The 20166-nt window shown below is 64.6% G+C and carries 17 protein-coding genes; 9 read left to right on the plus strand and 8 right to left on the minus strand.

Features of this window, described 5'->3' with window-relative positions:
* Positions 1-8: 8 nt before the first annotated feature.
* The 8 genes from ACLEJW_RS16280 to ACLEJW_RS16315 all read left to right on the plus strand — a co-directional run bounded on the left by ACLEJW_RS16280 (position 9) and on the right by ACLEJW_RS16315 (position 9434).
* On the plus strand, positions 9-1448 hold the full coding sequence (locus ACLEJW_RS16280; protein WP_313301318.1) for an alginate O-acetyltransferase: 1440 nt from the start codon (positions 9-11) through the stop codon (positions 1446-1448).
* Positions 1449-1456: 8 nt separating this feature from the next.
* Positions 1457-2560 (plus strand): mannuronate-specific alginate lyase, encoded by a 1104-nt coding sequence (locus ACLEJW_RS16285; RefSeq protein ID WP_145188490.1) that lies wholly within the window; start codon positions 1457-1459, stop codon positions 2558-2560.
* Between the two features lie 186 nt (positions 2561-2746).
* Positions 2747-4207 carry an MBOAT family O-acyltransferase gene (locus ACLEJW_RS16290; RefSeq protein WP_145188493.1) on the plus strand — a complete coding sequence of 487 codons (1461 nt, stop codon included), beginning with the start codon at positions 2747-2749 and terminating at the stop codon, positions 4205-4207.
* Between the two features lie 10 nt (positions 4208-4217).
* Positions 4218-5375 (plus strand): alginate O-acetyltransferase, encoded by a 1158-nt coding sequence (locus ACLEJW_RS16295; RefSeq protein ID WP_145188496.1) that lies wholly within the window; start codon positions 4218-4220, stop codon positions 5373-5375.
* 20 nt (positions 5376-5395) lie between these two features.
* On the plus strand, positions 5396-6043 hold the full coding sequence (locus ACLEJW_RS16300; RefSeq protein ID WP_313646961.1) for an alginate O-acetyltransferase AlgF: 648 nt from the start codon (positions 5396-5398) through the stop codon (positions 6041-6043).
* Between the two features lie 34 nt (positions 6044-6077).
* Positions 6078-7532 carry a mannose-1-phosphate guanylyltransferase/mannose-6-phosphate isomerase gene (locus tag ACLEJW_RS16305; RefSeq protein ID WP_145188729.1) on the plus strand — a complete coding sequence of 485 codons (1455 nt, stop codon included), beginning with the start codon at positions 6078-6080 and terminating at the stop codon, positions 7530-7532.
* Positions 7533-8115: 583 nt separating this feature from the next.
* Positions 8116-8580 (plus strand): multidrug transporter, encoded by a 465-nt coding sequence (locus tag ACLEJW_RS16310; protein WP_145188503.1) that lies wholly within the window; start codon positions 8116-8118, stop codon positions 8578-8580.
* A gap of 41 nt (positions 8581-8621) precedes the next feature.
* Entirely contained in the window at positions 8622-9434 is an 813-nt protein-coding gene (locus tag ACLEJW_RS16315; RefSeq protein ID WP_313301329.1) for an SDR family oxidoreductase, read from the plus strand.
* On the opposite strand, the gene ACLEJW_RS16320 is transcribed toward ACLEJW_RS16315, so the two are convergent.
* From ACLEJW_RS16320 to ACLEJW_RS16335, 4 genes are all read right to left on the minus strand, one after another.
* Positions 9431-10900 (minus strand): efflux transporter outer membrane subunit, encoded by a 1470-nt coding sequence (locus ACLEJW_RS16320; RefSeq protein WP_440777895.1) that lies wholly within the window; start codon positions 10898-10900, stop codon positions 9431-9433. The genes ACLEJW_RS16315 and ACLEJW_RS16320 overlap by 4 nt on opposite strands.
* Positions 10897-11958, minus strand: coding sequence for an HlyD family secretion protein (locus ACLEJW_RS16325; RefSeq protein ID WP_145188508.1), 1062 nt, complete (start codon positions 11956-11958; stop codon positions 10897-10899). Before ACLEJW_RS16325 ends, ACLEJW_RS16320 begins: the two co-directional genes overlap by 4 nt.
* Before the next feature lie 27 nt (positions 11959-11985).
* A complete protein-coding gene (locus ACLEJW_RS16330) occupies positions 11986-13527 on the minus strand; it encodes an MFS transporter (protein ID WP_313301338.1) in 1542 nt (513 codons plus the stop codon).
* Between the two features lie 148 nt (positions 13528-13675).
* The gene (locus tag ACLEJW_RS16335) at positions 13676-14584 is read right to left on the minus strand and encodes a LysR family transcriptional regulator (RefSeq protein WP_440777896.1); all 909 of its coding nucleotides are present in this window, start codon (positions 14582-14584) and stop codon (positions 13676-13678) included.
* Between the two features lie 166 nt (positions 14585-14750).
* Here ACLEJW_RS16335 and ACLEJW_RS16340 point away from each other — a divergent pair, with 166 nt between their 5' ends.
* On the plus strand, positions 14751-15200 hold the full coding sequence (locus ACLEJW_RS16340) for a universal stress protein (protein ID WP_440777897.1): 450 nt from the start codon (positions 14751-14753) through the stop codon (positions 15198-15200).
* A gap of 22 nt (positions 15201-15222) precedes the next feature.
* Here ACLEJW_RS16340 and ACLEJW_RS16345 read toward each other — a convergent pair whose 3' ends face one another.
* The 4 genes from ACLEJW_RS16345 to ACLEJW_RS16360 are packed head-to-tail and all read right to left on the minus strand — an operon-like array spanning position 15223 to position 20002.
* Complete coding sequence (locus ACLEJW_RS16345; protein ID WP_145188512.1) at positions 15223-16083, minus strand: efflux RND transporter periplasmic adaptor subunit; 861 nt, start codon at positions 16081-16083, stop codon at positions 15223-15225.
* A gap of 10 nt (positions 16084-16093) precedes the next feature.
* Complete coding sequence (locus tag ACLEJW_RS16350) at positions 16094-16294, minus strand: DUF1656 domain-containing protein (protein WP_145188732.1); 201 nt, start codon at positions 16292-16294, stop codon at positions 16094-16096.
* Positions 16295-16298: 4 nt separating this feature from the next.
* Positions 16299-18476 carry an FUSC family protein gene (locus ACLEJW_RS16355; RefSeq protein ID WP_313301347.1) on the minus strand — a complete coding sequence of 726 codons (2178 nt, stop codon included), beginning with the start codon at positions 18474-18476 and terminating at the stop codon, positions 16299-16301.
* The gene (locus ACLEJW_RS16360; RefSeq protein ID WP_440777898.1) at positions 18473-20002 is read right to left on the minus strand and encodes an efflux transporter outer membrane subunit; all 1530 of its coding nucleotides are present in this window, start codon (positions 20000-20002) and stop codon (positions 18473-18475) included. Before ACLEJW_RS16360 ends, ACLEJW_RS16355 begins: the two co-directional genes overlap by 4 nt.
* Between the last annotated feature and the right edge of the window lie 164 nt (positions 20003-20166).

A 20166-nucleotide genomic window follows, 5' to 3' on the forward strand; every position in this document is an offset into this window, starting at 1 on the left:
CCCAGACCATGACTCCACACCTGATCAAACTGCTGGGCTTGTCCGCCGCCCTTCTGGCCATCAGCCAAGGCGCGCGCGCCGATCAAGTACAGGCCCCGAGCTTCACCGCCGAGCCCTGCTGCCAGCTGTGCCCGCAGGCGCACGACGCCAGCCGCTACACCACGCGCTACCAGCAGAACTTCACCACCCTGGTGCAAGCCCAAGGCGATTGGCTGTTCCGTACCCGGGAAGACCTGCGCACCGAATTCGACACTACCCCGGCCGGTTACAAGCGCCTGCAGCAGGTACACGATGCGTTCAAGAAGCGCGGCGTCGAGCTGGTCGTGGTGTACCAGCCCACGCGTGGCCTGGTGAACCGCAACATGCTCAACCCGGCCGAGAAAGCCGCCTTCGATTACCAGAAGGCCCTGGGCAACTACCAGGCCATGCTCAAGCGCTTCGCCAGCATGGGCTACAACGTGCCGGACCTGTCGCCACTGACCAACGAACAACTGGCCGCCGCCGACCAGGGCAAGGACTTCTACTTCCGCGGCGACCAGCACTGGACCCCGTATGGCGCCCAGCGCGCGGCCAGGATCGTGGCCGACACCGTGCACCAGATGCCGGCATTCGAAGGCATCCCGCACAAGGAATTCGAAACCCACAGGTCGGGGCGCATGGGCAAGACCGGCACCCTGCACAACGTCGCCGGTCAACTCTGCGGCACCAGCTACGCGGTGCAGTACATGGACCAGTTCACCACCGAGCCGAAGGGCTCGAGCGGTGGCGACGACCTGTTCGGTGACAGCGGCAATGCACAGATCACCCTGGTCGGCACCAGTCACAGCGGCAAGAACTACAACTTCTCGGGTTTCCTGCAGCAATACATCGGCGCCGACGTGCTCAATGTCGCCTTCCCCGGTGGTGGCCTGGAGGGCTCGATGATCCAGTACCTGGGCAGTGAGGAATTCCAGAACAACCCACCGAAGATCCTCATCTGGGAATTCTCGCCGCTGTATCGCCTGGATCAGGAAACCATCTGGCGGCAGATCCTCGCCCTGCTCGACGATGGCTGTGAAGCGCGCCCGGCCCTGATGAGTGCCAGCACCACGCTCAAACCCGGCAAGAACGAGCTGATGGTCAACGGCAAGGGTGGCGTGATCAAAGAACTGGTCAACCGCAACTTGCAGATGGACATCAAGTTCGAAGACCCGTCGGTGAAGGTGTTGCAGGCGACCTTGTGGTACCTGAACGGTCGCCACGAAGACATCAAGCTGGAGAAACCGGAGACCTCCGACACCGATGGCCGCTTCGTCTTCCAGATGCGTGAAGATCAGGACTGGGCCAGCCAGAACCTGCTGGCCCTGGAAGTCCAGGGGCCGGAAAGCGGCACCCAGAAGGTCGAAGCCAAGCTCTGCAAACGCAACAACTTTGCCATCCCTGCGCACACCGCGCAGGCCGGACAGTGAGGCGAACCATGTCAGCATTCACGCGTATTTTCCGCCCCGCCCTGCTCACCCTGGCACTGTTCGGCGGCGCCGCCCAGGCCGCACTGGTGCCACCGCAAGGCTATTACGAGGGCATCGAGAAGATCAAAACCGGCGAGAACCGCTTCCGCTGCGAATCGGCGCCCAAGCCGTACACCGGAGCGCTGCAGTTCCGCAGCAAGTACGAAGGTTCGGATAAGGCACGGGCGACGCTCAATGTCGCGTCGGAAAAAGCCTTTCGCAAATCCACCGAAGACATCACCACGCTGGAGAAAGGCGTGAGCAAGATGGTCGGCCAGTACATGCGTGACGGCCGCCCGCAGCAACTGGATTGCGCCCTGAGCTGGCTAGGCACCTGGGCGCGCGCCGATGCGTTGATGTCCAAGGACTACAACCACACCGGCAAGTCGATGCGCAAATGGGCGCTGGGCAGCATGAGTGGCTCGTGGCTGCGCCTGAAGTTTTCCAACGCACACCCCCTGGCGGCGCATCAGGCCGAGGCCGAGCTGATCGAGAAGTGGTTCGCCCGCCTGGCCGAGCAGACCGTGCGCGACTGGAGCGACCTGCCGCTGGAAAAGATCAACAACCACAGCTACTGGGCCGCCTGGTCGGTGATGGCCACGGCCGTGGCGACCGATCGCCGCGACCTGTTCGACTGGGCGGTGAAGGAATACAAGATCGGCGTCAACCAGATCGACGACCAGGGCTTCCTGCCCAACGAGATCAAGCGCCGCCAGCGCGCCTTGGCTTACCACAACTACGCCCTGCCACCGCTGGCGATGATCGCAAGCTTCGCCCAGGCCAATGGCGTGGACCTGCGCGCCGAGAACAACTTCGCCCTGCAGCGGCTGGGTGAAGGCGTGCTGTACGGCGCCCGCGATCCGCGTCATTTCGCCGAGCGCGCCGGTGAGAAACAGGACATGAAGGACCTCAAGGTCGACACCAAATACGCCTGGCTGGAGCCCTGGTGCGCGCTGTACCACTGCGTCGGCGACACCCTGGAACGCAAGCAGGACATGCAGCCGTTCAACAGCTTCCGGCTCGGCGGTGACGTGACGCGGGTCTATGACCCGAACGCAGAATCGAAAAAGTAGTTGTCGCCTGGATAGCGGCCGCTGCCACACGGGATACGCGGTACCTGTGGGCGCGGCCGGGTGTTGCGAAACGAGGGTGAAGCCCTCGCCAGTGGCCATGAAGTGAAAAAGGTTTCCTCCAGTTCTGCACTGGGGGGTTTGGGGGGCGCTGTGCCCCGGATGCTGTGAACAATAAGGAGAACCGGGATGGTCTTCTCGTCCAACGTGTTCCTGTTCCTGTTCTTGCCGATCTTTCTCGGCCTGTATTACTTGAGCGGACAACGTTATCGCAACCTGCTGCTGCTGGTCGCCAGCTACATCTTCTACGCCTGGTGGCGGGTCGACTTCCTCGCCCTGTTCGCTGGCGTGACCCTGTGGAACTACTGGATCGGCCTCAAAGTCGGCGCCGCCGGGGTGCGTAGCAAACCCGCCCAGCGCTGGTTGCTGCTGGGCGTCGGGGTGGACCTGGCAATTCTCGGTTACTTCAAGTACGCCAACTTCGGCGTCGATAGCCTGAACGCGATCATCACCTCGTTCGGCCTTGAGCCGTTCATCCTCACCCACGTGCTGCTGCCGATCGGTATTTCGTTCTACATCTTCGAGTCGATCAGCTACATCATCGACGTGTACCGCGGCGATACTCCAGCGACCCGTAACCTGATCGACTTCGCCGCGTTCGTGGCGATCTTCCCGCACCTGATCGCAGGCCCGGTGCTGCGCTTCAAGGACCTGGTCGACCAGTTCAACAACCGCACCCATACCTTGGACAAGTTTTCCGAAGGCTGCACCCGCTTCATGCAGGGTTTCATCAAGAAGGTGTTCATCGCCGACACCTTGGCGGTGGTCGCCGATCACTGCTTCGCCCTGCAGAACCCGACCACCGGCGATGCCTGGCTGGGCGCCCTGGCCTACACCGCGCAGCTGTACTTCGACTTCAGCGGCTACAGCGACATGGCCATCGGCCTGGGCCTGATGATGGGCTTTCGCTTCATGGAGAACTTCAAGCAGCCGTACATCAGCCAGTCGATCACCGAGTTCTGGCGGCGCTGGCACATCAGCCTGTCGACCTGGCTGCGCGACTACCTGTACATCACCCTGGGCGGTAACCGCAAAGGCACCTTCAACACCTACCGCAACCTGTTTCTGACCATGCTCCTGGGCGGCCTGTGGCACGGTGCCAACTTCACCTACATCATCTGGGGCGCCTGGCACGGCATGTGGCTGGCGATCGAGCGCGCGCTGGGCATCGACACCAACCCGCAACGCTTCAACCCGATCAAATGGGCCTTCACCTTCCTGCTGGTGGTGGTCGGCTGGGTGATCTTCCGCGCCGAGAACCTGCACGTTGCCGCCCGCATGTATGGCGCCATGTTCAGCTTCGGCGAATGGCAGCTGTCGGAACTCAACCGCGCCCAGCTCACCGGCCTGCAGGTGGCGACCCTGGTGATCGCCTACCTCACCCTGGCGTTCTTCGGCCTGCGCGACTTCTACCGCAACGCCACCCCGCCTGCCGCCATCCGCACGCCGGCGCAAGTGCATGCCGACGGTTCGATCGGCCTGGACTGGACCCGGGTGATGAGCCGCGCGCTGATCCTGCTGCTGTTCGCCGCCTCGATCCTCAAGCTGTCGGCGCAGAGCTACTCGCCGTTCCTGTACTTCCAGTTCTGAGGCCAATGACATGAACCGGACACTACGCATCACTTATTCGCTGTCGTTCCTGGGCCTGTTGGTCGGCATGGGCGCCTGGTCGACCGGGGCCTTCGAGAGCTTCCACCGTACCGAGCAGATGACCTTGCTCAACGGCAAGCTGGCCAAGGCCGCCGAGACTCACTACGACGACCAGTTCCCGATCAAGCGCCTGGGCACCAACCTGTGGGCGGCGCTGGACTTCAAGCTGTTCAACGAAGGCCGTCCCGGCGTGGTGCTGGGCCGCGACCAGTGGCTGTTCAGCGATGAGGAATTCAAGCCCAGCGCCGATGCCCAGCAATTGATGCAGGACAACCTGGCGTTGATCCGTGGCGTGCGCGATACCCTGCACCAGCACGGCAGCCAACTGGTGCTGGCGATCGTCCCGGCCAAGGCGCGGGTCTATGCCGAGTACGTTGGCAAGGAGCAACCGGCCAGCCTGCACGATGACCTGTACAACCAGTTCCACGCCCAGGCGCGTCAGGCCAATGTCTTCGCCCCGGACCTCAAGACCCCGCTGGAGCAGGCCAAGGCGCGCGGCCAGGTGTTCCTGCGTACCGATACCCACTGGACGCCGATGGGCGCCGAGGTAGCGGCCCAGGCCGTGGCCGAAGCGGTCAGTCGCCAGAGCCTGCTCAATGGTGCCCCGCAGGCGTTCGTCACCGAGGCCGGCGACAGCGCGCCGTACAAGGGCGACCTGACCAACTTCCTGCCGCTCGACCCGCTGTTCAGCAGCCTGCTGCCAGCCCCGGACACCTTGCAGCAACGCAGCACGCATCCGGTGCAAAGCAGTGCAGATACCGGCGATGCGCTGTTCGCCGATACCCAGATCCCGGTAGCGCTGGTAGGTACCAGCTACAGCGCCAACCCGCACTGGAACTTCCTTGGCGCGCTGCAGCAGGCGCTGCACAGCGACGTTGCCAACTACGCCGAAGACGGCCATGGCCCGCTGCTGCCGATGCTCAAGTACCTGCAAAGCGACGCTTTCAAGAATGCTGCGCCACAAGTGGTGGTGTGGGAATTCCCCGAACGTTATCTGCCAATGAAAAACGACCTCAGCAGCTTCGATCCGCAGTGGATCGTGCAGCTGAAAAACACCCGTAAATCCGAAGAAAACCTGGCCTTGTCGTCCACCCGGACGAACCACTGATCGATAGAGAGGAAATGCACATGACTACCAAGACTTCCATTGCCAAAGCCCTCACCCTCGCGGCCGGCCTTTCCCTTGCTTCGATGCAAGCCTTCGCTGGCGCCGATGCTGCGCTGTATGGCCCGAGCGCACCGAAGGGGTCGACCTTCGTACGCCTGTACAACGCCGCCAGCGCCCCGGCTGCCGCCAGCGTCGGCAACACCCAGATCAAGCAGGTCGGCGCCCAGTCGAGCAGCGACTTCAGCTTCCTGCCAGGCGGCGACTACACCGCCCAGGTCGGCGGCAAGAGCGTCCCGGTCAAGCTGGCGGCGGACAAGTACTACACCCTGGTCAACAGCACCAGCGGCACCCCGCAGTTGATCGAAGAACCACCGTTCAAGAACAAGCAGAAAGCGCTGGTCCGCGTGCAGAACCTCAGCGACCAGGCCGTGACCTTGAAGACCGCCGATGGCAAGACCGAAGTGGTGCCGTCGGTGGCGACCAAAGGCCGCGGCGAGCGTGAGATCAATCCGGTCAAGGTCAACCTGGCCTTGTTCGAAGGCGACAAGAAAGTCAGCGACCTCAAGCCGGTCGCCCTGGAGCGCGGCGAAGCCGCTGTGTTGTACGTAACAGGTTCCGGCAGCAACTTGTCGCCGGTGTGGGTAACTCGCCCCGTGACCAGCAACTGATTCCCTGCCTCATAACGACTATTGGAGAAACATGATGATCCCGGTAATTCTTTCTGGTGGTAGCGGTTCGCGTCTGTGGCCTTTGTCGCGCAAGCAGTTCCCCAAGCAATTCCTGGCCCTGACCGGCGAGCACACGCTGTTCCAGCAGACCATCGAGCGCTTGATCTTCGAAGGCATGGACACCCCGATCGTGGTCTGCAACAAGGACCACAAGTTCATCGTCCAGGAACAGCTGGCTGCCCTGAAGCTGCAAACCCAAGGCCTGCTGATGGAGCCGTTCGGCCGCAACACCGCACCGGCGGTGGCGATGGCGGCGATGAAGCTGGTCAATGAAGGGCGCGACGAACTGATGCTGGTGCTGCCTGCCGACCACGTCATCGATGACCAGAAGGCATTGCAACGCGCCCTGGCCCTGGCCACCGTGGCCGCCGAACGTGGCGAAATGGTGCTGTTCGGGGTGCCGGCGACCAAGCCTGAGACCGGCTATGGCTACATCCGCTCCAGCCAGGACGCGCTGCTGCCCGAAGGCGTGGCGCGGGTTGCGCAGTTCGTCGAGAAGCCAGACGAAAAGCGTGCGGCCGAGTTCGTTGCCGCCGGCGGTTACTTCTGGAACAGCGGCATGTTCCTGTTCCGTGCCAGCCGCTTCCTCGAAGAGCTGAAGAAGCATGACTCAGACATCTACGACACCTGCCTGCTGGCGCTGGAGCGCAGCCAGGAGGACGGCGACGTGCTGAGCATCGACGAGGCGACCTTCGCCTGCTGCCCGGACAACTCGATCGACTACGCCGTGATGGAAAAGACCCAGCGTGCCTGTGTGGTGCCGATGTCCGCTGGCTGGAGTGACGTGGGCTGCTGGTCGTCGCTGTGGGAAGTGCACGACAAGGACGACAACGGCAACGTCACCAAGGGCGATGTGGTGGTGCAGGACAGCCACAACTGCATGATCCATGGCAACGGCAAGCTGGTGTCGGTGATTGGCCTTGAGAACATCGTGGTGGTCGAAACCAAGGACGCGATGATGATTGCCCACAAGGACAAGGTCCAGGGCGTCAAGCAGATGGTCAAGACCCTCGACGAGCAGGGCCGCAGCGAGACCCAGAACCACCTGGAAGTGTATCGCCCGTGGGGCTCGTACGATTCGGTGGACATGGGTGGTCGTTTCCAGGTCAAGCACATCACCGTCAAGCCCGGCGCCAGCTTGTCGTTGCAGATGCACCACCACCGTGCCGAGCACTGGATCGTGGTATCCGGCACGGCCGAGGTGACGTGCGACGAGAACGTGTTCCTGCTCACTGAAAACCAGTCGACCTACATTCCGATCGCTTCGATCCACCGTCTGCGCAACCCTGGCAAGATTCCACTGGAGATCATCGAGGTGCAATCGGGCAGCTACCTGGGCGAGGACGACATCGAGCGTTTCGAGGACGTCTATGGCCGCACCTCGAATAGCCTTGAGCGGGGGGTTTCCGTCAAGACCATCGCGCAGTAAGGCGAGCCTGCAAGGTCTGGGGATTTGCAGCGCCTATGCGATCGAGCGCCGCCTGTGCGGCGCATCGCGAGCTACGCTCGCTCCTACGGGTTGTTTCAATCCTGTGGGGAAACATTCGTAGGAGCGAGCGCAGCTCGCGATGCGCCGCGCAGGCGGCGCTCGATCGCACAGGCGCCAAAGCATCGAGCGCTTCGAGGACGTCTGCGGCCGCACCTCCAATAGCCTTGAGCGCGGCGTTTCCGTCAAGACCATCGCGCAGTATGGCGAGCTGCCAGGCCTAGATAGTTGCAGCACCTAGGCGATCGAGCGCCGCCCGCGGCGCATCGCGAGCTACGCTCGCTCCTACGGGCTGTTTCTGGCCAATCAATCCTGTGGGGCAACATTCGTAGGAGCGAGCGCAGCTCGCGATGCGCCGCGCGGGCGGCGCTCGATCGCACAGCCACCCACTGTCTCAAGACAAACACCTGCCGCCTGACTGGCATCAAGCCGAAGTAGACCCGCGATTGTAGGTTCACGCCCGCCCCGCTTTTGCTTTAGTCTTGCAGCGTGCACCTCGAAACTCGCGGATCAAGGGGAGGTTGGATTGATCGTAGGCGCGCTTCTCATCCTGACTTGGCTGGTGTTGCTCTTGCGCTACCCGGGCAAGGCGTTGCCGATATCCCTGGCGGCAGTGCTCGGGCTTGGGCTGGTGGCGCTGTTCGTCGCCTGGCAGGACACGCGCGAAGCCTCGCAGCTGGCGCGCCTTGACCTGCGCCTGCGTTATGCACCCGAGCAGTGCCCTGCCGATCGCGCGCTGCAGGTGCAAATGAAGAACGGCAACCAGGTTCCGCTGACCGAACTGCGTTGGCGCATTGCAGCCTATGCGCCCGGCGACAGCGTCAACCTCGCCGAGAATACCTACAACGCACCGCGCTATCGCGGCCCCGGCGACCTACAGCCGGGCAGTGAATGGAGCGACTGCCTGCCCCTGCCCCCGCTGCGCTCCGGGTATCGCCCGCAGACGCTGGAATTTCGTGCCGAGCACCTGCAAGGTAGCTTCGCCAACTGATCTATCATCGGCTCTCTCTACGCTCACTAACAGGCTCATCCATGCCCACCGTCCTGATCACCGGTTGTTCCAGCGGCATCGGCCGCGCCCTGGCCGACGCCTTTCGTGACGCCGGCTATCAAGTCTGGGCCACCGCCCGCAAGGCAGAGGATGTCGAGCGCCTGGCCGGCGCTGGCTTCACTGCGCGGCAACTGGATGTCAACGACGGCGCAGCCCTGGCCCATCTTGCCGATGAGCTGCAAAGCCTCGACATCCTGATCAACAACGCCGGCTACGGCGCCATGGGGCCGCTGCTCGATGGCGGTGTCGAGGCCATGCGTCAGCAATTCGAAACCAACGTCTTCGCCGTGGTCGGGGTGACCCGCGCCCTGTTCGCACCGCTGCGCCGTGGGCGCGGGCTGGTGGTCAACATCGGCAGCGTCTCCGGCGTGCTGGTCACCCCATTCGCCGGCGCCTATTGCGCCTCCAAGGCGGCGGTACACGCCTTGAGCGATGCGCTGCGCCTGGAGCTCGCGCCCTTCGGCATCCGCGTGATGGAGGTGCAGCCCGGGGCCATTGCCTCGCAGTTCGCCAGCAATGCCCAGCGCCAGGCCGAGCAGGTGCTGGCGGCGGACTCGCCGTGGTGGCCCTTGCGTGAGCAGGTGCAGGCCCGTGCGCGTGCCTCGCAAGACCGACCCACGCCAGCTGCGGTATTTGCCCAGGGCGTACTGCAAGCCGTGGGCAAGACGCCGGTGCCGGCACTGGTGCGATTGGGTAACGGCAGCACCGCGCTGCCGCTGATGGCCCGGCTGCTGCCACGGCGTGTACTGAACTGGGCCTTACGCAAACGCTTCGGCTTGTTGCGACCGCTTTAAGCGCCGTGGCCCTGGCCGCTAGGGTTGTGCGGCGCTTCATCGAAGGCTTGCCAACCACCGCCTAGGGCCTTGTACAGGCCGACCAGCGCCTGGGACACCGCAGCCGAGCTGTCGATCCACTGCTCTTGGCTGGCGAGCAGCGCGCCCTGCACGGTCAGCACATTGAGAAAGTCCACCGCGCCTTCGACATACTGGCGCTGAGCAGTCTCCAGGGCGATGCGGTTCTGCCGCACCGCTTCGGCAAGGTGGTCACGGCGCAATTGGCTGGCGTTGTACAGGCGCAGCACGTCGTCGATCTCGTGCCAGGCGCCAAGCACCACCTTGCGGTAGTTGAGCGCTGCTTCCTGCTGCTGCGCCTCGCGCAGGGCCAAGGTGCCCTTGAGCCTTCCGCCTTCGAAGATCGGCAGTGACAGCTGCGGCCCAAACGCGAAGCGGCGCGAGTCCCAGGCGCCAAAGTCCGCCAGCTGCATGGCCTGGAAGCCGACACTCCCTGACAGTCTAATACTCGGGTAGAAATCGGCCTTGGCCACCCCGATGCTGGCGGTGGCCGCGTGCAGGCGGGCCTCGGCCTGACGGATGTCCGGGCGGCGCGCGGCCAGCTCTGACGGCAGGCCGATGGCGAAACGCTGCTGCGGCGCTGGCAACTCGCCGCCCTGTAACAGTTCGCTCTGCAAGCTGCGCGGCGGCTCGGCGGCCAGCAGGCTGAGCGCGTTGATCAGGTCATCGCGCCTGGCCTCCAAGGTCGGCAGGCGAGCTTCGATCGAAGCCACCTGGGCACTGGCCTGCGCCACGTCGAGGCGGGTTGCGACCCCTTCTGCCTGGCGGTCTTGGGAAAGCGTCAAACTGTGTTCGGCAACCTTCAGGTTGTCCTGGGTGACGGCCAGGGTGTGCTGCACCGCGCGCAGCTGGATGTAGTCCCCGGCGGTTTCGGCCAACAATGCCAACAGCACGCCACGCCGGTCATTCTCGGCGACCTGCACCGAGGCATCGGCGGCCTCGACCTGGCGACGGACACGGCCCCACAGGTCGAGCTCCCAACCGGCAACCAGATCACCCTGCCAGAGGTTGAACGCCGATTTGCCGGCCTGTCCGGAAGGATCGTTCAAGCCTTCGGCGCTGTTGCGCGCCCGGCTGTAACCCAAATCGGCGTCAACCGCCGGGGCTTGCTCGGCCGCAACCGAGCTGCGCAGTGCGCGGCTTTGCAACAGGCGCGCGCTCGCCATCTGCAGGTCCAGGTTGTTCTCGGCCACCCGCTGGATCAAGGCGCTCAGCTGCCTGTCATGGAACGTCTCCCACCAGCGCAATTGCAGCGTTTGTGCCAGTGGCTGGCTGCTGGCAGCTTCGCCTTGCAGCGGCGCCCAGCGTTGCGGAGCCTGGCTGGCGGGGCGCTGGAAATCAGGGCCTAGCGTGCAGCCGGCCAGCAGCGCAGCCAGCAGCAAAGGGCTCAAGCGCAGGGCAGGCTTCATCGGGCAGTCACCTGTTTGTTCGACAGCGTAGGGGCTGCGGTATCGATGGTCGCCTCCACCGACATGCCGACACGCAAGCGCTCGAGCAGAGGTTGGCCGGCGTCGAAGACGATCTTCACCGGAATACGCTGCACCACCTTGGTGAAGTTGCCGGTGGCGTTGTCAGGCTTCACCGCGGCGAAGGTTACGCCGGTGGCCGGGGCGATACTCTCGACATGCCCGGTGAGGGTCTCGCCGGCAAAGGTATCGACACTGATGCGCACCGGCTGCCCCGGCTGCACGTGGGTCAGCTGAGTCTCCTGGAAGTTGCCGACCACGTAGGCCTGCTGCAGCGGTACGACCGAAAGCAGACGCGCGCCGGGATTGACATAGGCGCCGACGCGCAGGGCCCGCTCACCGACCATGCCATCGACCGGTGCGGTAATGCGGGTGTAGGAGACATCCAGCTGTGCCTTCTCCAGGCCCGCTTCGGCGCGCTTGAGCTGGCCGTCGGCACTGGCCACCTGGGCAGTGAGGATATCCACCTGCTTGCGCGCCGCTACCTGTGCCGCTTGGGCATTGGCCAGACGTGCACGCGCCTGGTCGACCGCGCTGCGCGCCTGCTGGGCGTTCTGCACGGTGCCTGCGCCCTGCGCCGCCAGGCGGCTGTAGCGATTGACCTCATGATCGGCGAACGCAGCTTCGGCCTGGGCGGCCTTGACCTGCGCTTCGGCCTGGGCGATCAACGCGGCCTGGCGCTCCAGAGTGGCACGGGCATCGGCGCTCTGCGCCTTGGCCACCAGCAATTGCGCCTGGGCGGCATCCAGCGCTGCCTGATAGTCGCGCGCGTCGATGGTCGCCAGCAACTGCCCGGCCTGCACCTGCTGGTTGTCTTCGACCAGCACCTCTTTGATGAAGCCCGCGACCTTCGGCGCCACTACCGTGAAGTCGGCGCTTACATAGGCATCGTTGGTACTTTGCTGCTGGTCACTGCCCAACAGCCAGGGCCCGACGAGGGCGGCCAGCACGGCCACGGCGAGGACCGAGCCGATGACCAGGGTTTTACGGTTTTGCGTCATGTTCAGTGTCTCGAATGCTTGCACAGGTCAGGCCACCGCGCGCGGTGGGTAGACCCGGGTAGGTACGAAGGGAATCAGGCAAATCAAGGCGGCGGCCACGCAGGCCATGACCAGGTACAGGTCCGCTGAGGTCAATACCAAGGCCTGCTCGTGCAGGCGCTTGGCCAGGCCTGCCGTGGTGTCGTCGATCAGCGTGGCGTTGCCCAGGCTGTCGACCAGGTGGTTGGAATGAAAATGCCGGCGCACGGTACCGAGCGCATCGAGCAGCCCTGAGGCAACCACCGCAGCCAGGCCTTTGACGGTGTTGAACCAGGCAGAAGCGAACGGGCCTTCCTGCGGCGTCATGCCGTTGGTCGAGAGCATCAGCAGCGGCAGCACCGCCATCGGCTGACCGAACACCTGCAACAGGTAGAACGGATAGAAATCGCCGCGTATCCACTGGCTGGTCAGCAGGCTGCTGCCCACGCACGACAGCGCGAGCATGCCCAGCCCGCAGGCCAGCACCCAGCGGCAGTCGACCGCGCGGATGTTGCACAGCGCAGCGGTCAGCGGCAAGGCGAGCAATTGCGGCATGGCCACCAACAGCATCAGCGGGCTGGTCTGCGCCGGCCGGTAGCCCTGAATCTGCGCCAGGTATGCCGAGGGGATGCTGCCCACCCCGGACAGCACGATCAGCACCCCGGCCAAGGTCACCAGGGCAAACGCGAGGTTGCGCCGCTGCAGCATGCGCAGCTGAAAGAACGGCAGCGGTTCGGACCACTCGTTGAACAGGAACAGCACCAGGAGCAAGACACCGCCACCAAGCAACCAGCAGATCAAAGGCGAGTCGAACCACCCCCAGCGATCGCCCAGCGACAACCCAAGCACGACGCAGCTGATGGCCGGCAGGCCCAGCACTACGCCGCGCCAATCGAACTGCCTGAAACGCTCCAGACGCAGCGGATCCTGGGGCAGGCCCCAGGCGACGCAGCACATGGCCAAGGCCGAGGGCAGGATGATTTGCCAGAAGGCCCACTGCCAGCCGACGTATTCGGTCCACAGACCTGCCAGCGGGGTGCCGAGGTTGGGGCCGAAGGTGGCCGTCAGGGCATAGCAGGCCAGGCCGTACACCTTGATGCCTGGCGGCAGAAAGCGCAGGGCTACGCTCATCAGCATCGGCGGCAAGGCTCCGGAGGCAAAGCCCTGCAGCACGCGCAGCGTCATCAAGCCATGCAGGTTGGGGGCGAACGGTTGCAGCAGGCCCAGCACGGCAAACAGGCCGATGGCACTGAGGGTGAAGCGACGCAGGGAAAAGGTGGTGGCCAACCACGGGGCGAAGGCCATGGCCGAAACCGACGCGGCGCTGTAGGCCGCCACCAGCCAGGCGCCTTCATCGGCCCCAATGCCCATGGCGCCGCGAATATCGTTCAGGGAGATCTTGGTGACCGACTCGTTGAGCCCCGCGCACAATACCGCGAGCAGCACACCGAACAGCCCCACGACCACGCGCAGACCGAACGCCGCTTGCGCAGGGGCAGCCGCGGCGGGGGCAGCGGCGCTCAGGGCAGATGGCGCGGACAGGGCACTCATTTACAGACATCTCCAGCAACATAATTGTGACTGGAGCCAGTTTAAGAAGGTCGAATGCTGACGAAAACTGACTTATCGGCAGCTTTCAATTGCGCCAGGCGCAATCGACTACCGCTGCGTGTTCCCTGAAGATGTACTGTCAACGTCTTCAGGGATCGACACTGCAGCAGCTCTTCAACGCCTGGCGCAACCAGCGGTGCGCGGGATCGTTGTGAAAACGCGGGTGCCAGGCTTGCAAAACGTTCACCCGCTCCAACGGCAGCGGAATGTCGAACGCGCGCAACGGCAGGCCAAGCTTGTCCACGCTGCTGAGGATATTTGCCGGCATTGGCAGGATCAGGTCCGAGTCCGGCAGCGAAAACAGCGCCGAATGGAAACTCGGGGTGATCAACGCGACCCGCCGTTGCGCCTTGAAGTGGGCCAGCTCGACATCGATCGGTCCATTGGCACGGCCGCGCCGGGACACGCTGATTTGCGGGAAGCTGGCGAAGCGTTCCGGGGTGATCGGCTGGTCGAAGATCGGATGGTCGCGCCGTGCCAGGCCCACGTAGTAGGTCTGGAACAGGCTCTGCACCTTGATTTCCGGCCCCAGGTCGACGGTGGAGCTGATGATCAGGTCGGTGTGCCCTTCGCGCAGCACGCTGTCATCATCGCCACCTGGGCTTTCCGGGACGAAACGCAAGACCGTGCGCGGCGCCTGCTCGTGCATGCGCCGCAGCAGCTGAGCACCGTACAGGGCAATGAACAGATCGTTGGTGCGGATGTTGAACGCCCGTTCGAGCTTGGGCAGGTCCACCTGGTCGGCACTGCGAAACACCTCCCCGGCCTGCTGGACCAACCCCGCCACCTGCTCACGCAGGGCCAACGCCCGCGGGGTCGGCACCAGGCCGCGGCCAGCGCGCACCAGGATCGGATCACCCAGGGCGTCACGGATCCGCCCCAAGGTTCTGCTCATGGCGGCAGGGCTCAGGTTCATGCGCTGCGCCGCGCCGACGACGCTGCCTTCGTCGAGCAGTGCATCAAGGGCGACGAGCAGGTTCATGTCCGGGAGTGGCATGGCCGTTTTCCATAACTGCTGTGGGAGAAACCGATGGTAACAGGTGGTCGATTGCACCAGACGTAATGTGCTCGTGCGTGCCAGGGCATTTATTTGCGGCGACCGGTGAGCCTTAAATGAGCTGTCGCTGCCAGCCCTGCAGCAAGCCGCCATCAAGGACCTGCCCATGCCTCGCCCCGTACTCATTGCCATCGACGCCTCGCCTGCCGCCAGCGCCCTGCTCGCCCTCGCCCGCCGCTATTGCCACCCAGACGAACACCAGCTGCACGTGTTGCTGGCCATCGATGCCACCTTCGCCGTTCACGACCGGCCCAAGACCTACACCGAGCAGGAGCTCGAAGAATACCCTGCCGCCTGCGACGAGCAGCAGTTGGCTGAGCGCGCCGTGTCCGACGCCGTGCACAGCCTGCGCGACGCAGGCTTTCATGCCGAAGGTCGCATGCTCGCCAGCCCACCGGTGGCGGCCATCGTGAGCACGGCGGGCGAGCTCGACTGCGAGCTGATCATCATGGGCCACCGCCACCTGTCGCGACTGGGCCGGCTGCTGGATCCGTCGATCAGCGCCAAGGTGATCGATCGGGTCCAGATACCGGTGCTGGTTGGCGCTGCTGGTTGAGCCGCGCAGCAGGACGGCGCCTTCAAGGCACCTGCGGCTTGACCACCACCGTACAGGTCGTGCCTGCCGCCAGCAAAAAGCCCTCGGGCACTTCGTCGATATGGATGCGCACCGGCACACGCTGGGCCAGCCGTACCCAGTTGAAGGTCGGGTTGACGTCGGCGATCAGCTCGCGGCTCTGCGGGTTGTCGCGGTCGTAGATGCCACGGGCGATGCTCTCAACGTGGCCGCGCAGGCGTTCGCCGCTCATCATCTGCAGTTCGGCCGGATCGCCGACCCTGACGTGGGGCAGCTTGGTCTCCTCGAAAAAGCCATAGACCCAGAACGAACGCTCATCGACCACCGCCATCACCGCCTCGCCGGTACGGGCATAATCGCCCTTGTGCACATTCAGGTTGGTGACGTACCCGTCCACCGTTGCGACGATATGGGTGCGCTTGAGGTTGAGCTCGGCCGCCGCCAGTGCCGCCTGGGCCTGTTGGTAGTCGGCCAGGGCGGCAGTGGCGATGTTGCTGGCGTCGTCGCGGTTTTCCTTGGAGATCACCAGGTTGTCCATGTCGGCGCGGCGCTTGGCGTTGACCTTGCGCATTTCCCAGGTGGCCTTGCGCGAAGCGACCAGGGCCTTGGCCTGATCGACCGCCATCTGGTAATGCTCCGGGTCGATCTGAATCAGCAGGTCGCCCTTCTTCACCCGCTGGTTGTCCTTGACCGGAACATGCACCACATAGCCGGGCACATCGGCAGCGACGTTGATGATGTCGGCGCGCACGCGACCGTCGCGGGTCCACGGCGTGGTCATGTAGTGCAGCCACAGCTGGCGACCGATCACCACGGCGGCGGCCAGCACCAGCAAGGTGGCGAGCAGGCTGAAGAACTTTTTCATCGAAGGTTTCTCACCAGTAGAGCGACAGCGCCAGGGCGCCGAACAGACAGACGAACAGGCTCAGGCGCAGCAGCGCCGGGTGCCAGAAAAAGCGGTAGCCATCATGACTGGCAATGAATCGGTCCAGGCCCCAGGCCAGGCCCAGGGCGAACAGGAACATCAGGGTCATGGCGGGCATGTACACGCCATGAAAGGCGATTTCGCGGGGCATGATTTCACTGAGCATCGGGCAGTTCTCGGGCCGTGGCCAAGGGCGAGTGTGGGTCCAGCAGGGAAGACCGAATGAAGTGCAGGTAGCTTTGCGCGCGGCGCAGCACCGAGGTGTCGAAGTGGCGGGCGAACGGCTCGTCGGTGGCCTGCACGCGGGCGATGGCGTGGTCCACGGCGATCAGGGCACGTTCATGGTTGCTGGCACTGGGCTGCAGGAACAAGCGCGCCAGGGCGCGGCCCATCACGCGAATGGCCTGGCGCCAGGGCTGCGACTCGGCGTAGGCCGGGTGCACCGGCGCGTTGGCCTGTTCCTTGCGCAACTCGATGACCGCATGGCCGATCTCCAGCACCGTGAACATCCAGCCCATCAGTTGGTGTTGAACCTGTCGATTACCGGCGGCCAGGCCGTAGGCCTGGTGCAGCAGGTCACGGGTGCGGCTTTCGAAGGCCGAGCCGACGCCGCGCAAGCGCCCGCTGATGGCGAACAGCACCTGCTCGCGCAGCGCTTGCTCCAGCCGGCACCACAGCCAGCGACTGTTGGGCGGCAGGATGATCGCCCCGGCCGCCGCGCAGACGAACATGCCCACGACCATGCCGATGTAGTCGTTGATGAAGCTGTAGGGGTCATACAGGGTCAGGTTGTTCGGCACCGAACCGATGGCGAAGAACACCAGCAGGCCGACCCCGTACCCGGCGTAGGCCGGCCGCGAGGAGAGAAAAGCGCCGAGCACGAACACCGGCGCCAGCACCATGCACAACAGCGCGAAGCCGTCGATCCAGGGGAACACGAAGAAGGTTTCGAAAAAACCGATGAAGGCGCCGACCGCCGTGCCGCAGGCCATCTGGAACGCCATGCGCTTGGGGTTCGGCGAAGCGGCCGAGAGGCCCACGGTGACGGTGGCGATCAAGGTCATCATGGCGCCGCTGGGCCAATCGTTGAGCAACCAGAAGCTGCCCAGCAGCAGCAGTACCGTGGCGGCGCGAACGCCGGCCGCCGCCGACACCAGCCAGCTGGTCTGCGCGACATAAGGCTCGTCCCACTGCTCACGCTGGTGACGGTGCGCGGCCAGCGAGGCGTGGGTCTGGGCATAGTCGTGCATCTCGTCGATGAAGCGGTAGAGCAGCTCGAACGCGGTATGAAAATCCAGCAGGTCGGCGTCGCTGGGCGCCGTAGCCAGGTAGTGGGCGCGCAACCCGCGTACCTGGGCCTGCAAGCCGTCCTTGTAGGCCGCCAGTTCCAGGGTCAGGCGCAGTGCATCGGCGTCGGTCAGCGCCCGGCCCACATAGGGCTGCAACAGCTCGATCAAGGTCGCCAGACCCGGCTCGATGGCGTCGAGGATTGGCGCAGAGCTGCGCGTGCGCAGGCGCTCGAGCAGGCGATGCAAGGCGTTGAAGCGCGTGGTGATGGCCATGAATTCGCTGTTCATGCGCACCAGGCGGCCAGAGCGTCGACGCATGTGCGGGTCTTCGAACGCGGTGACGTTGCGCAGGCTCTCCAGCCCCACGGCCTCGGCGATGAAACGCACGTTGCTGTTCTCGAAGCGCTCGCGCTCGCTGTCACCGCGCAAGGCATCGACGACCACTCCGGCGAACACCCCGAAGCGTTGATACAGCGCGTTGCGCATGGCGGCGCTGGCCGACTGCGGCAGGATCGCAGCACTGACGAAGGTCGACACCAGGATGCCCAGGGCGATTTCCAGCACGCGCCACACCGCCGCCATGAACGCCTGGTCCGGATGCTGCAGCACCGGCAGCCCGATCATCGCAGCGGTGTAGCCGGCGAGCACGAAGCCGTAGGCGCGAAAGGTGCGGTAGCGCATGGCGCCGGCCGAGCACAGCCCGACCCACAGCGCCAGGCTCGGCAGAAACAGCTCGCTGTTCTGCGCAAAGAGGGCGATCAGCACCACCATCATCGCCGAGCCTGCCAGGGTGCCGAGCACCCGGTAGAAACTCTTGGCGAACACATGACCGCTTTGCGGCTGCATGACGATGAACACGGTGATCATCGCCGTGCGCGGCTGCGGCAGTTCCAGGCGCATGGCCAGCCACAGGGTGATGAACGCCGCTGCCAGAACCTTGAAGATATACACCCAGGTGACGCCGTCGGTACGCGCCCAGGCAAAGAAGCCGCGGCGCCATTCGAGGCGCTGCAACCAGCGCACGGCCAATGGGATTGCGCTCATTCGGCGCGGCCTGGGTGCGGATTGAACGTGGCCAGTGCCGCCGGTGTTTGCGGCGCCGCCTGACGCTCGAGCGGCGGGACGTCCGCGCCCGCCTGCAAGCCGCCGCCGAGGGCGGTGACCAACTCGGCATGGGCTCTCAGGCGCGCCGCCTGGACCTGTTGTTGCACCTGGCGCTGGCGCAGCAACAGGGTTTGCGCGTTGAGCACGTTGAGGTAGTCGGTGAGGCCGCGCTGGAAAGCGACCGTGGCAATGTCATAGGTTTTTTGCGCAGCGGCTACCGACTCGTCGGCGAAATGCGCCTGTGCTTGCAGTGACTGGCGGCGGATCAGCTGATCGGAGATGCCCTGCAGCGCTGCGATCACCGTCTGGTTGTAATGGGCCACTGCCACGTCGTAACCGGCTGAGGCGACGCCCAGTTGTGCACGCAGGCGACCGCCATCGAAAATTGGCAGGCTGATGGCAGGGCCGACGCTGTAATTGAATTTGCGCCCGCTGAGAAACGCCAACGGGCCACCGCCGGTGGCCATGAAGCCCAGGCCGCCGACCAGGTCGACATTGGGAAAGAAGCCGGCGTGGGCGACATCGATACCGCGGGCCTGGGCCGCAACCTGCCAACGGCTGGCGACCACATCGGGGCGCTGACCGACCAGCTCTGCCGGCAGGTTCGACGGTAGCGCCAGCGGCGCTGCCAAGGTCAGGCTTGGCCGTTGCAGCTGGGCGCCCTCCCCTGGTCCCCTGCCAGCCAGGGCTGCCAGCTGATTGCGGGTCAGGGCAATGGCCTCATCGAGGCTGTCGAGCTGGCGGTGAGTTTCAGGCAGCGTAGCCTCGGCCTGGCTGACCTCGAAATGCGTGCCGATGCCTGCATCCAGACGGCGTCTGGCCAGGGCCAGGATCTGCTCCTGCTGATGCAACTGCTGTTCGACGATGTCGCGCTGGGCAAAATGCAGGCTCAGCTGGATGTAGGCGCGCACCACGTTGTTGTGCAATTCGAGCTGCGCCTGGCGTGCCTCGGCGACGCTCACGTGCGCTTGGTCCAGGGCCTGCTCGCTGGCATTGCGCTCGCGCCCCCAGAGGTCCAGCGCATAGCTCAGGCCAATGCTGGCGTTGTTGTCCCAGGTATTGGCCCCCGACAACGCGCCAGGGCCGTAGAACTGATCCTCCGGCCAGTTGTGGCGCTTGAGGGTGGCCTCACCGTTGCCTTGCACATGCTCGGCGGACTCGACCACCCCGGCCATGGCCTTGGCCTGGCGCACCCGCGCAGCGGCCATGGCCAGGCTGGGGCTACCGGCCACCGCCAGCGCGATCCAGCGCTCGAGCTGGGGATCGTGGTAGGCGCGCCACCACTGTTGCTCGGGCCAATGGGCATCGCTGAGCGCCTGAGCGATCGCGGCGTCAGTGCCCAGGGTGTTGGCTTGCAGGGTTTCGCTATGCGGGGCGACACCCCAGGTTCCGATACAGCCGCTCAAGGTCAAACTGAAGGCACAGGCACTGAACGCTCGAAGCGCTCTGATGATGCGACGCGGCACAGCGGCGATTTCCCGGGGCAAGAGGTGGAGGCCGAGCAATTCTAGGGGGCTGCTGCACTGGCGATAAGCGGGTATTCCTGCGAATCTTTGTTACCGAAACAGCGATAATCCGGCTTTGGTCGAACGCACTTTTGCGTTGCTTCGTGACACAATTTTGTCCTCTA

The sequence above is a fragment of the Pseudomonas sp. SMSB3 genome (assembly GCF_052041965.1).
GTDB lineage: Bacteria > Pseudomonadota > Gammaproteobacteria > Pseudomonadales > Pseudomonadaceae > Aquipseudomonas.